The 15,276-nt window shown below is 66.6% G+C and carries 14 protein-coding genes and 1 riboswitch; of the genes, 13 read left to right on the plus strand and 1 reads right to left on the minus strand.

The annotated features are described in order from the left end of the window. Nucleotides 1-20 precede the first annotated feature (20 nt). Nucleotides 21-228, plus strand: a riboswitch (cobalamin riboswitch). Nucleotides 229-265: 37 nt separating this feature from the next. From X750_RS158220 to X750_RS158190, 7 genes are all read left to right on the plus strand, one after another. Continuing rightward, nucleotides 266-691, plus strand: a complete 426-nt coding sequence (locus X750_RS158220) for a DUF1636 family protein (protein WP_023685191.1) — start codon at nt 266-268, stop codon at nt 689-691. 2 nt (nt 692-693) lie between these two features. Then, the gene (gene cobW, locus X750_RS158215) at nt 694-1,746 is read left to right on the plus strand and encodes a cobalamin biosynthesis protein CobW (protein ID WP_023685190.1); all 1,053 of its coding nucleotides are present in this window, start codon (nt 694-696) and stop codon (nt 1,744-1,746) included. A gap of 18 nt (nt 1,747-1,764) precedes the next feature. Continuing rightward, complete coding sequence (cobN, locus tag X750_RS158210) at nt 1,765-5,439, plus strand: cobaltochelatase subunit CobN (protein ID WP_023746864.1); 3,675 nt, start codon at nt 1,765-1,767, stop codon at nt 5,437-5,439. Further along, a complete protein-coding gene (gene cobG / locus X750_RS158205; RefSeq protein ID WP_023746865.1) occupies nt 5,436-6,914 on the plus strand; it encodes a precorrin-3B synthase in 1,479 nt (492 codons plus the stop codon). Before cobN ends, cobG begins: the two co-directional genes overlap by 4 nt. 2 nt (nt 6,915-6,916) lie before the next feature. Then, on the plus strand, nt 6,917-7,549 hold the full coding sequence (locus X750_RS158200; RefSeq protein ID WP_023746866.1) for a precorrin-8X methylmutase: 633 nt from the start codon (nt 6,917-6,919) through the stop codon (nt 7,547-7,549). Beyond that, complete coding sequence (locus tag X750_RS158195; protein ID WP_031242627.1) at nt 7,546-8,319, plus strand: precorrin-2 C(20)-methyltransferase; 774 nt, start codon at nt 7,546-7,548, stop codon at nt 8,317-8,319. Before X750_RS158200 ends, X750_RS158195 begins: the two co-directional genes overlap by 4 nt. After that, the gene (locus tag X750_RS158190; protein ID WP_023731243.1) at nt 8,316-9,080 is read left to right on the plus strand and encodes a precorrin-3B C(17)-methyltransferase; all 765 of its coding nucleotides are present in this window, start codon (nt 8,316-8,318) and stop codon (nt 9,078-9,080) included. The genes X750_RS158195 and X750_RS158190 overlap by 4 nt, the downstream gene beginning before the upstream one ends. On the opposite strand, the gene X750_RS158185 is transcribed toward X750_RS158190, so the two are convergent. Then, nucleotides 9,044-9,802, minus strand: a complete 759-nt coding sequence (locus X750_RS158185) for a cobalt-precorrin-6A reductase (protein WP_032904389.1) — start codon at nt 9,800-9,802, stop codon at nt 9,044-9,046. The genes X750_RS158190 and X750_RS158185 overlap by 37 nt on opposite strands. A 208-nt stretch (nt 9,803-10,010) precedes the next feature. Between X750_RS158185 and X750_RS158180 the strand changes: the two genes are divergently transcribed. Genes X750_RS158180 through cobS form a run of 6 tightly spaced genes read left to right on the plus strand, consistent with a single transcriptional unit; the run spans nt 10,011 to nt 15,258 of the window. Beyond that, nucleotides 10,011-11,237: a bifunctional cobalt-precorrin-7 (C(5))-methyltransferase/cobalt-precorrin-6B (C(15))-methyltransferase gene (locus tag X750_RS158180; RefSeq protein ID WP_023746869.1), complete on the plus strand. Its 1,227-nt coding sequence runs from the start codon at nt 10,011-10,013 to the stop codon at nt 11,235-11,237. After that, a complete protein-coding gene (locus X750_RS158175; protein WP_023712695.1) occupies nt 11,234-11,620 on the plus strand; it encodes a cobalamin biosynthesis protein in 387 nt (128 codons plus the stop codon). Before X750_RS158180 ends, X750_RS158175 begins: the two co-directional genes overlap by 4 nt. After that, nucleotides 11,617-12,381, plus strand: a complete 765-nt coding sequence (gene cobM / locus X750_RS158170) for a precorrin-4 C(11)-methyltransferase (protein ID WP_023698346.1) — start codon at nt 11,617-11,619, stop codon at nt 12,379-12,381. Before X750_RS158175 ends, cobM begins: the two co-directional genes overlap by 4 nt. Continuing rightward, complete coding sequence (cobA, locus tag X750_RS158165; protein WP_023746870.1) at nt 12,378-13,184, plus strand: uroporphyrinogen-III C-methyltransferase; 807 nt, start codon at nt 12,378-12,380, stop codon at nt 13,182-13,184. Before cobM ends, cobA begins: the two co-directional genes overlap by 4 nt. Further along, complete coding sequence (locus X750_RS158160; protein WP_023746871.1) at nt 13,181-14,494, plus strand: cobyrinate a,c-diamide synthase; 1,314 nt, start codon at nt 13,181-13,183, stop codon at nt 14,492-14,494. Before cobA ends, X750_RS158160 begins: the two co-directional genes overlap by 4 nt. Beyond that, complete coding sequence (gene cobS / locus X750_RS158155; protein ID WP_031242630.1) at nt 14,491-15,258, plus strand: adenosylcobinamide-GDP ribazoletransferase; 768 nt, start codon at nt 14,491-14,493, stop codon at nt 15,256-15,258. Before X750_RS158160 ends, cobS begins: the two co-directional genes overlap by 4 nt. Nucleotides 15,259-15,276 lie beyond the last annotated feature (18 nt).

Consider the following 15,276-nt stretch of genomic DNA (forward strand, 5'->3'; position numbering starts at 1 on the left):
GACACCGCTGCCTGCAAAAGCCTAAATCCGCTCCAGACGGTCCCCTGCCCGCAACGGCAAGGGCCAAGAGGGAATGCGGTGCGGGACGAAAAAATCCCAAATCCGCGGCTGTCCCCGCAACTGTAAGCGAAGAGCCAAGGCCGAAAGCCACTGGGTAACACCGGGAAGGCGGCTAACCAAGGCAATGACTCGCGAGCCAGGAGACCTGCCGTCTGAGACAAAGTATCCGATCGCCTGGCGGGTTTCCGGGCAAGGAGCACGGTTTTTGGACCAGAACAGCAGTTTTTCGGCTGGCACAACGGACATTGCGTCCGGCGACAACGACGCCCTGACCGGCGTGACCGTCATCGTCTGCGCCTCCTGCCGCGATGAGACCGGTTCCGACGCCCATCCGCGCGCCGGCGAATTGCTGGCTGAGGACACAGGCCGCGCCGCTGCCGGCGATATCCGGGTCCGCACCGCCGAATGTCTCGGCAATTGCAAGCGCCGCCTCAGCGCCGCGATCCTGCGCGATGGCTGCTGGAGCTATGTCTTCGGCGATCTGACCGCAACCAGCGGCGCCGACCTCGTTACCGGCGCAAAGCTCTTCGCGACTTCGGCCGACGGCCTCATCCCGTGGCGCGGCCGGCCCGATAGCCTCAAGCGCGGCCTCGTTGCCCGCATCCCACCCCTCGACATGCTGAAGGACTGACGATGAACGCTTCAAACCCGGCCGCCAACCTCTCCCGTGTTCCCTGCACTGTCGTTACAGGCTTCCTCGGCGCCGGCAAGACGACGCTGGTCCGCCATCTCCTGGAAAATGCCGGCGGCAAGCGCATCGCCATCATCGTCAACGAGTTCGGCGACATCGGCATCGACGGGGAAATCCTGAAAGGCTGCGGCATCGACACCTGCCCCGAGGAAAACATCGTCGAACTGGCCAATGGCTGCATCTGCTGTACAGTCGCCGACGATTTCGTGCCCGCCCTCGACAAGATCCTCGCGCTGACACCGAAGGTTGACCACATCCTGATCGAGACCTCGGGCCTGGCTCTGCCCAAGCCGCTGGTCCAGGCGTTCCAGTGGCCGAGCGTGAAGAGCCGGGTAACCGTCGACGGTGTCATCGCCGTGGTAGACGGCCCGGCGCTGGCCGAAGGCCGCGTCGCCAACGACATGGACGCTTTGCAGGCACAGCGCGCTCAGGACGAGACGCTCGACCATGACGATCCTGTCGAAGAAGTGTTCGAGGACCAGATCGCCTGCGCCGATTTGATCATCCTGTCGAAGAGCGATCTGATGGACGCCCCCGGTTCGGCCCGCGCCAACGCCATCATCAATGAACATTCCGCCCGCGCGGTAAAAATCGTGCCGACTGCGCATGGCAAGGTCGACCCGTCGGTGCTGCTTGGCCTCGGTCTCACCGTCGAAGACGACATCGAGAACCGCAAGTCGCATCACGACGGCGCTTTCGATCATGAGCATGACGATTTCGACACCTTCATCGTCGACATCCCCTCGATCGCCAATCCCGACGACCTGGCCAAGCGCGTCGCCACCGCCGCCGAACAGGAAAACGTGTTGCGTGTAAAAGGCTTCGTCGATGTCGGCGGCAAGCCGATGCGGCTTTTGCTGCAGGCCGTCGGCCCGCGCGTCAATCATTACTATGACCGCGCCTGGGCGGCTGAGGACGACCGCCGCTCGCGTCTTGTCGTCATTGGCCTGAAAGGACTGAACCGCCCGGCGATCGAGCGTATACTCGCCGGCTGATCCAAACCACGAGCCGAAATGCATATACTCACCACCACATCCGCCTCGCTCGACGATCTCGCCGAGCCCGTCGATCTCGGGCAGACGCCGGCGGATATCGTGGCGCTGTCCTTCACCGACAGCGACCTCGCCGGCCTCGCGGCGGCGTGGAAGGCCGATGCCGCCCGCCTGCCGTCGATGCGGCTGGCGGCGCTGCGCGACCTGCGCCATCCCATGTCCGTGGACCTCTGGATCGACAGCGTCGCCCGCCACGCCAAGGTGATTTTGGTGCGCATCCTCGGCGGCTACGACTGGTGGCGCTATGGCTGCGACCAGCTTGCCGCGACTGCCCGTGCGAACGGCATCAAGCTGGCGCTGCTGCCGGGCGAGAGCCACGACGAGGATCTCAGGCTGATCGAAGCCTCGACGCTGCCCCGCGCGGAGCTGGACGGCCTGCTGGGCTATTTCCGCGAGGGCGGGCCGGAGAATATGGCAGCGCTGATGCAGCGGCTGGCGGGGTTGGCTGGGCAGGATGCGGCGGCGGCTGAGCCGGTCAGCGTGCCGAAAGCCGGGTTTTATGAGCCTGGCTGCGGCGTGGTCGAATTTGCCGATGTCGGCGTTCCGTCACACCCCCCTCTGTCCTGCCGGACATCTCCCCCTCAAGGGGGGAGATCAGCCGTCACCAAAGCCGGCTCCTCTTCGGCCCCGTTGAACAGGAAGCTGTCTGGGTCATCTAAGATTGGCGAAATCGTTGACGACAGATCAATCTCCCCCCTTGCGGGGGAGATGTCCGGCAGGACAGAGGGGGGTGGGCGGGAACTCGGCGCAGACAACATCAACCTTCCCATCATCCCCATCCTATTCTACCGCTCGATGCTGCTGGCCGCCGATGTCGCGCCAATCGATGCCCTCTTTGATGCACTCCGCCAGCGCGGCATGAGACCGATCCCGATCTTCGTCTCCAGCCTCAAAGACCCGACCTCCCTGGCCTTCGTCGGAACCGCGCTGGCCACGCTCAAGCCCACCGCCATCATCACCGCAACCGCCTTCGCTTCCGGCGCCGAACCCGGCGTCGAAACGCTCTTCGACCGCGCCGGCGTGCCTGTCTTCCAGGTCATCGTCGCCACCACCCGCCGCGACGTCTGGGACAACAACCAGCGCGGCCTGGCGCCCGCCGACCTCGCCATGCATGTCGTGCTGCCCGAACTCGACGGCCGCATCCTCGCCGGCGCGATTTCCTTCAAGGGCGAGAGCGAGACCGACCCGGCGCTCGGCCACCGCGCCTTCGCCAACCGGCCGGAACCGGATCGCGTGGCGCAAGTGGCGGACAGGCTAGCGGCGTTCACACGGTTGCAGCAGACGCCCCGCGCGACGCGTAAGTTGGCGATCCTCATTCCGGATTATCCGAGTGCGCCCGGCCGCACTGGCTATGCCGTGGGCCTGGATGTGCCGTCCAGCGTGCTGGCCATGCTGCATGACCTGAAGGAGCAGGGCTATCGCGTTGACGGGATTCCAGAAACGCCGCGTGCGCTGCTGGACGCGTTGGAGCGGAGCGATGGTGGGCTGGGGCTGGATGAGTATCTGGACTTCTCAAAGGATTTGCCGGCTGAGGCACTGGCTGCAGTCGAGGCGGCATGGGGCGCTCCTTCACCCTCCCCCTTGTGGGGAGGGTCGGTTCGCGACATTCGCGAAGCGGATGGCGCGAAACGGGGTGGGGGTAGCGGTGCACCACCCCCCCCCCCCCCCCCCNCGGGCCACCCTCCCCACAAGGGGGAGGGTAAGAGCGGCTTCCCCTTCCGCGCCGCCACCTTCGGCAACATCACTGTCGCTCTCGCCCCCGACCGTGGCCGCTCGGCCGACCGGCGCGCCGATTACCACGACCCGACGCTGCCGCCGCGCCACGATCTGCTGGCCTTCGGCCTGTGGCTGCGCAAATCGCTCCGCATCCATGCTCTCATCCATGTCGGCGCCCATGGCACGCTGGAATGGCTGCCCGGCAAGACGGTTGCGCTCTCACAAAACTGCTTCCCCGAGATCGCCACCGGCTCGCTGCCCGTCATCTATCCCTTCATCGTCTCCAATCCCGGCGAGGCGGCGCAAGCCAAGCGGCGCATAGCAGCCGTCACGCTTGGCCATCTGCCGCCACCACTGGCAGCTGCTGGCCTTGATGAAGAGCAGCACAAGCTCGAGCGCCTCGTCGACGAATACGCCCAGGCCGACGGCCTCGACCGCCGCCGGCGCGATCGTCTGGCCAAGCTGATCGTCGACACCGCGCAAAAGACCGGCCTCGCCTCCGAAGCCGGCGTCGCCAAAACCGACGCGCCCGACGAGGCGCTGCGCCGCATCGACGCCTGGCTCTGCGACCTCAAGGATTTCGCCATCAAGGACGGCCTGCACATCTATGGCCGCGCTCCCGACGACGAGCCCGACGCCATGCGCGTGCAAAGCGCGGAGGCCGAGAAAGCAGCACTTCTTGCCGCGCTCGACGGCCGTCACATCAAGGCGGGTCCGGCGGGCGCACCGGCGCGTGGCCGCTCCGACGTGCTGCCCACCGGCCGCAACCTGTTCACCTCCGACCCGCGCACCATGCCGACGCCGACCGCCTACGATCTGGGAAAGGCGGCGGCAGAAGAAGTCGTGCGCGGCTATATGCAGTCGCATGGCGACTGGCCGCGCTCGCTGGTCATCGACCTCTGGGGCTCGGCCTCGCTGCGCACCGGCGGCGAGGAGATCGCGCAAGGCCTGGCGCTGATGGGCTGCCGGCCGCAATGGGATTCGGCCACCGGCCGCATCACCGGCATCGAAGTGCTGCCGCCGGCCACGCTCGGTCGCCCGCGCGTCGATGTCACCTGGCGGATTTCGGGTCTGTTCCGCGACATGTTCCCGACCCAGATCGCGCTGATCGACGCCGCCGCCAACGCCGTTGCCGCGCGCGACGAGGACGATTCGGAAAACCCGCTCGCCGCCAGAACCCGTGCCGATGGCAAGATCGGCCCGCGCATCTTCGGCACCTCGCCCGGCACCTACGGCGCCGGCGTCGAGGACCTGCTGTCCAGCGGCGACTGGGTCGGGCGCGAAGAAATCGGCCGCGCCTATCTCGATGCGACATCGCATGCCTATGGCGGCGCCGAGGGCGAAGGCATTGCCTCCCCCGGCGCTTTCGAGACCCGCATCGCCGAGGCCGATCTGCTCGTCCACACCGGCGACGATCCCGGCCGCGACATTCTCGAGGGCTCCGCCGACGTCGCCTTCATCGGCGGCTTTTCGGCTGCACTTGCGACGCTCGGCCGAAATGCCGACGTCATCGTGCTCGACACCACCGACCCGCACAAGCCGAAGCCGCGCTCGGTCGGCGAGGCTGTGTCGCGGGTTGTGCGGGCGCGCGCCGTCAATGCCCGTTTCATCGCCGGCCAGATGCGCCATGGCCCGCGCGGCGCTTCCGAATTTGCCGAAACCGTCGACCGCCTCATCGGCTTCGCCGAAACCACCCACGCCATATCAGGGGCGCTGATCGAGGCCGTGCATGATGCCTATGTCGGCGATCCCACGGTTCGCGCCTTCATCCTGCGCGAAAATCCGGCGGCGGCCAAAGTCATTGCCGAACGCTTCCTGTCGGCGCGCCGGCGTGGGCTGTGGCATCCCTTGCGCAACTCGATCGACGACGATCTCGCGGCGTTGATCGCCGAGGCCGAGGCGCTCGGGGTCGCGGTATGAACGCCTTCTCGCGCCGCGGCGCCTGTCCGGCTCTCTCGGCGCCGATGCAGACCGGCGATGGCCTGCTGGTGCGGCTTAATCCTGTAGCTGGAGGTCTTTCGCCCAAGCTTTTGATCCGACTCGCCGAATCCGCCCTGCGGCACGGCAACGGCATCATGGAAGTGACCGCACGAGGCAGCCTGCAGATACGCGGCCTGACAGCGGAAAGTGCTGGGCTGCTGGCGGCGGAGGTGGATGCGCTGGGCATCGCCGTGCGCACCGGCGTGCCGGTCGAGACCGGGCCGCTGGCCGGCATCGATCCGCGGGAGATTGCCGATCCGCGAGCTTTGGCTGAGCGGGTCAGGGCTGCGGTCGAGGAAGCTGGGCTGACGCCAAGGCTCGGGCCGAAGGTTTCGGTGGTTGTCGATGGCGGCGGGCAGTTGACGATGGATGGGGTGACGGCCGATGTCAGGCTGAAGGCGGTGCGATTCAGCGCTAGCGTTCTGTGGACTGTATCTGTCGCTGTTGACGGCCAAAGCGCGAGACTGCTTGCGACGGTTGGGGACGATGCAGCGCGCGATATCACTGTCGCTGCTCTTCGAATGGTTGCAGAGAAGGGCCGCGACGCCCATGCAAAGGATTTGTCTGAGAGGCAATTGGCATCTCTTGCCGATTGGCTATGTTTGACAAGTTTGCGCGAGGCGCCCCCCTCTGTCCTGCCGGACATCTCCCCCTCAAGGGGGGAGATTACGCTTTCACCGATGATTTCGCTAATCTCCGGTGTTGTTAAGGAAAAGCCGGCATCGAAGCTGCCGATCTCCCCCCTTGAGGGGGAGATGTCCGGCAGGACAGAGGGGGGTGTGCAGGATCGCCGGCCTATCGGTCTTTTCCCCTTATCCAACGACACCACCGCTCTCGGCATAGCCCTCCCCTATGGCAGCATGCCGGCCGAAAAACTCATCGCCCTCGCCCAAAGCGCCCTGTCCCTCGGCACCGCCGAAATCCGCCTCGCACCCGGCCGCGCCTTGCTGTTCCTCGGCCAAGCACCAGCCGCGAACCCCCTCCTGCAAGCCACCGCCACCGCGCTCGGCTTCGTCACCACCGCCGCCGACCCGCGCACCCGCATCGCCGCCTGCCCCGGCACCCCTGCGTGTGCCTCCGGCCGCATCGCCACGCGCGACATCGCCGAGACAATCGCCGCCGAAAACGCTGATATCCTCGACTTCACACTGCACATTTCCGGCTGCGCCAAGGGCTGCGCTCACCCCGGCTCTGCCGCGCTAACAATCGTCGGCGGCGAAAACGGAGCCGGACTTGTCGTGAACGCGACGGCAAAGGCCCTTCCTGCGGGCTACAGGCCGGGCTATGACGCCGCGCGCGGCATCGGTCGCGTCGCAGCGATGGTCCGCAGCGATCGATATCCAGGTGAAACCGCCGCCGCTTGCCTGACGAGGCTCGGGCCGGCGGCAATCGCCGAAAGCTACCGACAGGAATAAGCATGGCCGCCTACGACTACATCCATGACGGCAACGCCATCTATGAGCGCTCTTTTGCCATCATCCGCGCCGAGGCCGATTTGTCCCGCTTTTCCGAGGCCGAGGCCGACGTTGCCATCCGCATGATCCATGCCTGCGGCCAGGTCGAAGCATCAAGTCATTTTGTTTTCTCCAGCGATTTCGTCGCCGCCGCCCGCAGCGCCTTGGCGGCCGGCGCGCCGATCTTCTGCGATGCCGAAATGGTCTCGCATGGCGTCACCCGCGCCAGGCTGCCGGCCGGCAATGAGGTGATCTGCACCTTGCGCGACCCGCGCACGCACGACATCGCCAAGCAGATCGGCAACACCCGCTCGGCCGCCGCGATCGACCTCTGGGGCGAACGCATGGCCGGTTCGGTCGTGGCCATCGGCAATGCGCCGACAGCGCTCTTCTATCTCCTGGAAAAGCTGCGCGATGGCGCGCCGAAACCGGCCGCCATCATCGGCATGCCGGTCGGCTTCGTCGGTGCCGCCGAATCCAAGGATGCGCTGGCCGAAAACTCCTATGGAGTGCCCTACGCCATCGTGCGCGGCCGGCTCGGCGGCAGCGCCATGACCGCCGCCGCGCTCAATTCGCTGGCGAGGCCCGGCCTGTGAACGCAACTGTCAAAGAAGATCTGGCAAAAGGCCGCCTCGTCGGCGTCGGCACCGGTCCCGGCGATCCCGAGCTCTTGACGCTGAAGGCTGCCCGCATCTTGGCCGAGGCCGATGTCGTCGCCTACTTCGCCAAGCGCGGCAACAACAGCAACGCGCGCGCCATCGTCGAGGCGCGTTTCCGGCCGGATATGCTGGAACTGCCGCTTCTCTATCCCGTCACCACCGAGATCGACAAGGATCACGACGACTACCGTTCGCAGATCACCGATTTCTACGAGCAGTCGGCCGAGAAGGTCGCCGAACACCTCGAAGCCGGCCGCATGGTCGCCGTGCTCTCCGAAGGCGACCCGCTGTTCTACGGCTCCTACATGCACCTGCATGTCCGCCTCGCCCATCGCTTCCCGACCGAAGTCATCCCCGGCGTCACCGCCATGTCGGGCTGCTGGTCGCAGACCGGCGTGCCGATCGTCCAGGGCGACGATGTCCTGACGGTTTTGCCCGGCACGATGAGCGAGTTCGAGCTGACGCGCCGTCTCGCCGACACCGACGCCGCCGTCATCATGAAGGTCGGCCGCAATCTGCCCAAGATCAGGCGGGCGCTGGAGGCCACCGGCAAGCTCGCCCGCGCCGTCTATGTCGAGCGCGGCACCATGGCCGGTAGCATCTCGATGAAGCTTGCCGACAAGCCGGACGACAAGGCGCCTTATTTCGCCATCGTGCTGGTCGCCGGCTGGTCCGGCCGGCCTGGCGTTATGGAAGCCAAGCCATGAGCGGCCGGCTCACCGTCATCGGCCTTGGGCCAGGCAATGCCGATCAGGTGACGCCGGAGGCGAGCCGGGCCGTGGCGCAGGCAAAATTCTTCTATGGCTACAAACCTTATCTCGACCGGCTTGATCTTCGCACCGACCAAACCCGCGTCGCCTCGGACAATCGCGAGGAACTCGCCCGCTCCAAGGACGCGCTGGTCAGGGCTGCCGAGGGCCATGACGTCGCCGTCGTTTCCGGCGGCGATCCCGGCGTCTTTGCCATGGCCGCCGCGGTCTGTGAGGCGATCGAGGCCGGCCCGGCCGAATGGCGAACCGTCGATGTCACTGTCGTGCCCGGCGTCACCGCCATGTTGGCGGTTGCCGCCCGCATCGGCGCGCCACTCGGCCATGATTTCTGCGCCATCTCGCTGTCCGATAATCTCAAACCGTGGGATCTGATCGAGCTGCGCCTTTTGGCGGCGGCCGGCGCCGGCTTCGTCATCGCGCTCTACAATCCGATCAGCAAGGCGCGCCCTTGGCAGCTCGGCCGCGCCTTCGAATGCCTGCGCGCCATCCTGCCCGGCACCACGCCGGTCATCTTCGGCCGCGCCGCCGGCCGCCCGGACGAGCGCATCGAGGTCTTTCTGCTGGCCGATGTCGACGCGCAAAAAGCCGACATGGCGACCTGCATCATCATCGGTTCGCCGGAAACACGGATCATCAAGCGCGGCGACAAACCGGCGCTGGTCTACACGCCGCGCTCCGCGACGGGGTCGAGACCATGATCGATCATCGCGGCCAATGCTTCGACAGTTTCGGCCGACGGCACCTCCGGCAGGAAGGGCCTGCGCACCATGACCACTTCGATGCTAAGCGCCCGCGCCGCGGCGATCTTGCCGTAGGTGGCCTCGCCGCCGCTGTTCTTGGATACGACGACATCGATGCGGTGCTCCTCGAGCAGTGCGTGTTCATCCGGCTCGCGGAACGGCCCGCGCGCCAGCAGGTAGGCCGCATCCGGCACCGCCAGTTTCGGCTCGACCGGATCGACGCTGCGAACAAGGTAATGATGCTGCGGCGCCGCCTCGAAAGCCGCAACCTCCTGCCGGCCGAGCGCCAGGAAGGCGCGGCGCGGCGTCGATCCAAGCGCGTGCACCGCATCGCCTGTCGTATCGACATGCGTCCAGCGGTCGCCATCGACAGGCTCCCAGCCGGGGCGGCGCAAAGCAAGGATCGGCACGCCGGTCAGGCGCGCGGCTTGCGCCGCATTGGCGGAAATTCGCGCGGCATAGGGATGCGTCGCGTCGATCAGCAGATCGGTTCGCGTCTCCTTGAGATAGGCGGCCAACCCTTCACTGCCGCCAAATCCGCCGCTGCGCACCGGCACGCCTTGCGCGACCGGGCTTTCGGTACGGCCGGCCAGCGACAGGGTGACGAGGAAATCTTCCACCAGGTTTCCGGCCAATTGGCGCGCTTCTGTCGTGCCGCCAAGGATCAGTATCTTCTTCATGAGCACCATGTTGAACAGCGTCGGCGCTGCCCCTCACCCCTACCCTCTCCCCGTGAAGAACGGGGAGAGGGAGGCGTCAGCGCCGGAGCTTCTCCCTTCTCCCCGTCACTACACGGGGAGGTGAGGAGTGGTCTGGCTGGCAGACGAAAAGTCAATTACTTGACTTTTCGAACGACGAACGCCTCAGGCGGATAAGGGGCGGCGCGACATGTCAAAAAAACAGCCCACGCCAAAATGGCTTACAATCGTCGGCATCGGCGAGGACGGTTTAGCGAGTCTCGGCGACGAGGCCAAGCGGCAGATCGCTGACGCCGAGACCGTCTTCGGCGGCAAGCGGCATCTGGCGCTGGTGGCTTCGCTCATCAAGGGTGAGCAGCGCCCATGGCCGGTGCCCTTCGATGCCGGCATGGCAGACGTGCTGGCGCTGGCCGGCCGGCGCGTCTGCGTGCTCGCCTCCGGTGATCCATTCTTCCACGGCGTCGGCGCCACCCTTGCCCGCAAGGTCAAGCCTGAAGAGATGCATGTCATCCCCGCGCCATCGGCGATTTCGCTGGCTGCCGCCCGGCTCGGCTGGGCGTTGCAGGACATCGAGACGATCTCGCTGCATGGAAGGCCGCTCGACCTGATCCGGCCGCTGCTGCATCCCAGGGCGCGCATCCTGGCGCTGACATCGGACGGCGACGCACCAGCGACAATAGCGCGCCTGCTCGTAGAGCTCGACTTCGGCGGTTCGCGGTTGACCGTTCTGGAAGCGCTGGGCGGACCGAACGAGAAGCTTCGCTCGGCACGTGCCGACGCTTTCGATCTCAGAGACATCAATCCACTCAACGTGCTGGCGCTTGAGCTTGAATCAACACAAGAGGCCCCCATCCTGCCGCTGACCGTTGGCCGCGCCGACCATCTGTTCGAGCACGACGGCCAGATCACCAAGCACGACATCCGCGCCATGACGCTTGCGGCGCTGGCGCCGAGGCGTGGCGAATCGCTGTGGGACATCGGCGCCGGTTCCGGCTCCATCGGCATCGAATGGATGCTCGCTCACCCCTCGATGCGCGCTATCGCCATCGAGGCCAACAGCGACCGCGCCGCCCGCATCATCCGCAACGCCGCGCATTGCGGCGTGCCCGGTCTTGTGGTGGTGGAAGGGTCGGCGCCCAAGGCACTGGCCGGGCTGGACACGCCGGATGCGATCTTCATCGGCGGAGGTGGCAGCGACGCCGGCGTACTGAACGCCGCCATCAAGGCGCTGCCATCCCGTGGCCGTCTCGTTGCTAATGCGGTGACGCTGGAGATGGAGGCGCTGCTTCTCGCGGAGCACATCAAGCGCGGCGGCGACCTTACCCGCATCACCATTTCCCGCGCTTCTCCTGTCGGTTCGATGCAGGCCTGGCGCCCGGCCATGCCGGTCACCCAGTGGAGCTGGGTGAAGCCATGATGGTGGCGGGCATCGGCAGCCGGAAGGGCGTGAGCGTCGAAGACGTGCTCGCGGCGATCGAAACCGCCCTCGAAGCGCACGGGCTGGCGATAACGGCGCTGTCGGCCTTGGCGACCGCCGCGCTCAAGAAAGACGAAGAAGCGATCTCTGCCGCTGGCCGCACGCTTCACCTTCCCGTCATCATCGTTGATGACGCAGCACTTCAGGCCGTCTCGTCGGAGGCACTCAGCAAATCCGATCTCTCGCAGGATCTCGCCGGGACACCCTCAGTCTCAGAAGCCTCCGCCCTTGCCGTTGCCGGCCCCGGTGCAAAGCTGCTTGGTCCACGCACCGTGCTCGGCCCGGTCACCTGCGCCATCGCTATCAGCGGAGACGCGCCATGACCGTGCATTTCATCGGCGCCGGTCCCGGTGCCGCCGACCTCATGACACTGCGCGGCGCCAAGCTGCTGGCAAGCTGCCCGGTCTGTCTGCATGCCGGCTCGATCGTCGCGCCGGAATTGCTGCAACACTGCGCACCGGGGACCAAACTGATCGATACGGCGCCGATGTCACTCGACGAAATCGAGGTCGAATATGTGACAGCCCACCAGGCCGGCCACGATGTCGCCCGCCTGCATTCCGGCGACCTCTCGGTGTGGAGCGCCGTGGCCGAGCAGATCCGCCGGCTGGAAAAACACGGCATTCCTTACACGCTGACGCCGGGCGTTCCCTCTTTCGCCGCCGCAGCCGCAGCCCTTCGCCGCGAACTGACCATTCCCGAGGTGGCGCAAAGCCTGGTGCTGACCCGCGTCTCCGGCCGCGCCTCGAAAATGCCGCCGGGCGAAACGCTGGCCGGCTTCGGCCGCACCGGCGCCACACTGGCCATTCATCTCGCCATCCACGCCATCGACCGAGTCGTCGCCGAATTGTCGCCGCATTATGGCGGCGATTGCCCGGTGGCGATCGTCTTTCGCGCTTCATGGCCGGACGAGCGCGTGCTGACCGGCACGCTAGCGACCATCGAGGCGCTGCTCGCCGCCGACCCGATGGAGCGCACGGCGATCATCTTCGTCGGCCGCTCGCTGGCAGCGGAAGGTTTTGGCGAGAGTTCATTGTACGACGCCCACTATCAGCGGCGTTTCCGGGGACGGGACGGATTGTGAGCGGTAAAAGCGAAAACACCACGCTCGAACAGGCCCTTGCCCGGCTGAACTTCAAGCCGCGCCGGCTTGAGCCGGGCCATGTCTGGCTGGCCGGCGCCGGCCCCGGCGATCCCGGCTGCCTGACGCTGGAAGTGCTGGCGGCATTGGCCGAGGCCGACGCCGTGGTCTATGACGCGCTGGTCTCCTCTGACGTTGTCGCCGTTGCGGACAATGCCCAGCTGTTCTTTGCAGGAAAACGCGGCGGCAAGCCGTCGATGAAGCAGGACGACATCACCGCTCTGCTGGTGCGGCTGGCGCGCGATGGCCGCCGCGTCATCAGGCTGAAGGGTGGCGATCCCTATATTTTCGGCCGTGGCGGCGAAGAGGCGCTGGCGCTGGCGCGCGAAAAAATCCCGTTCCGCGTCCTGCCCGGCCTGACATCGGGGCTGAGCGCGCTGGCCGCCACCGGCATTCCCGCAACCATGCGCGGCATCAACAAGGCGATCATCCTGGCGACAGGTCATGCCGCCGGCACAGATGACGATCTCGACTGGGGCGCGATCGCCCGCACCGGCCAGCCGGTGGTCATCTATATGGGCATGGCCAATCTGCCTGTTATCGCCGCGTCGCTGCTCGAAGGCGGGCTGGCGCCGTCGACGCCGGCGGCTGTCATCGTTTCGGCGACGACACCGCAGGAGCGGACCGTCGTCGCGACACTCGCCACCATTTCCGAAGCGGCCGCCGCGGCGGAATTGGCCTCGCCGGCCCTCATTGTCGTCGGCGGCATCGTCGCCATGCGCGCAGCACTGGCGGGTAATGCATGACCCGCGCCATCATCATCGGCGCGCCGCGTTCCGGCTCCGGCAAGACCAGCGTCACCATCGGCATTTTGCGCGCGCTCGCCCGGCGCGGCATCAAGGTGCGCGGCGCCAAGTCCGGCCCCGACTATATCGATCCGGGTTTTCATACCGCCGCCACTGGCCTGTCCGGCGTCAACCTGGACAGCTGGGCGATGTCGCCTGACCTGCTCAACGCGTTGGCCGGCAATGCCACCGAGGACGCCGATTTTATCTTCCTCGAAAGCGCCATGGGCCTGTTCGACGGCATCCCGGCCGGACAAGGCCGCACCGGCTCGGCCGCCGATCTGGCGCGGCTCTACCACCTGCCGGTGCTTTTGGTGCTCGACGTCTCGGGACAGTCGACGACGGCGGCCGCCGTCGCCAAGGGTTTTGCCACCTACGACTCGGATGTGCGCATGGCCGGAATCGTGCTCAACCGTCTCGGCAGCGAGCGCCACCGCAAGCTGTGCAGCGAGGCGATCGAAACGCTCGGCCTGCCGGTCGTCGGTGCCATCCTGCGCGATCCCACGCTCAATTTGCCGGAGCGCCATCTCGGCCTCGTCCAGGCCGGCGAATATGCCGACCTGATGACGCATCTCGACCGCCTCGCCGACATGGTCGAGAAATCCCTCGACCTTGACGCCATCATGGCGCTGGCCGCGCCGTTTTCGCCGGCATCAGGCAGTTTCGAACATGCCTTGCAGCCGCCCGGCCAACGAATCGCGCTCGCCGAAGACGCCGCTTTCACCTTCCTCTATCCGCACGTCGCCGGCCACTGGCGTCAGGCCGGCGCCGAGATCGTGCCGTTCTCGCCGCTCGCCGACGAAGCACCGGCGCAGAATTGCGATGTCTGCTGGCTGCCCGGCGGCTATCCCGAGCTTCACGCCGGCAGCCTCGCCGCGGCAACCAATTTTCGAGCTGGCATGGCCTGGTTTGCCGAGACCAAGCCGATCCATGGTGAGTGCGGTGGCTTCATGGTGCTGGGCGAAGCGCTGGAGGACGCGGCCGGCGAGACGCACGCCATGCTTGGCCTGCTCGGCCATTCCACCAGCTTTGCCAAGCGCAAGATGAACCTCGGCTACCGCGAGGCACGCCTGCGCGCCGCCTGTCCGCTGGGGCCGCAAGGCGCGCTGATCCGCGGCCATGAATTCCACTATGCGCAGATGATCGCCACCGGCAATGACGAGCCGCTGGCCGACCTAGCCGATGGCCAGGGCAATCCGCTCGGCGCCTCCGGCTATCGCCGCGGCCTTGTCAGCGGCACCTTCTTCCACGCCATTGCGAGGGGTGCATGACCGCCGTGCCCTCACCCCGGCAAGCGCTCGACGACGTCGCGCTTTGCCTCGTCTTCTTCACCCGGCTGCCGCTGCCGGTCTTCGACTTTCGTGGCCGCAGCCTGGCCGATGCGATCTGGGCGGCGCCTGCCGCCGGCCTCGCGGTCGCTTTGGTCGGCGCCGTCGTCTACGCCATCGGGGTAAAGCTCGGTCTCGCCGCTGGGCCGGCGGCCGCACTTGCGCTTGCAGCAACCCTGCTCGCCACCGGCTGCCTGCATGAGGATGGGCTGTCGGATGTCGCAGATGGCTTTGGCGGCGGCAAGACACGCGATAAAAAACTGGAGATCATGCGCGACAGCCGCATCGGCGCCTATGGCGCAGCAGCTCTTGGCCTGTCGATGCTCATCCGCTGGAGCGCGCTGTCGCAACTGGCCAATCCGACAGGCGTGCTCTTCGCGCTGATCGCCGCCCACGCCGCATCGCGCGGCCTGCTCGGCGCGTTCATGCATTTGGCGCCGGCGGCGCGCAGTGACGGCCTGTCTGCCGGCGCCGGGACCGTCTCGACCCAGACAACTGTTCTCGGCGCCGTGCTCGGGGCCATCCCGCTTCTGACTCTGGGGCTCGGCGGCGCCTTTGCCGCACTGATCCTGCTCGCTCTCGTGTTCAGCGCCTTGCGCGCGCTCTGCCTCAACCAGATTGGCGGCCACACCGGTGACACTATCGGCGCCCTGCAGCAGTTGGGCGAGATCACTGTCCTGCTCGTCGCTTCCATTTCCCTGTCCTGATTCTTCCCCGGAGATTCC

It is taken from the genome of Mesorhizobium sp. LNJC391B00 (assembly GCF_000502535.1).
Taxonomy (GTDB): Bacteria; Pseudomonadota; Alphaproteobacteria; order Rhizobiales; family Rhizobiaceae; genus Mesorhizobium.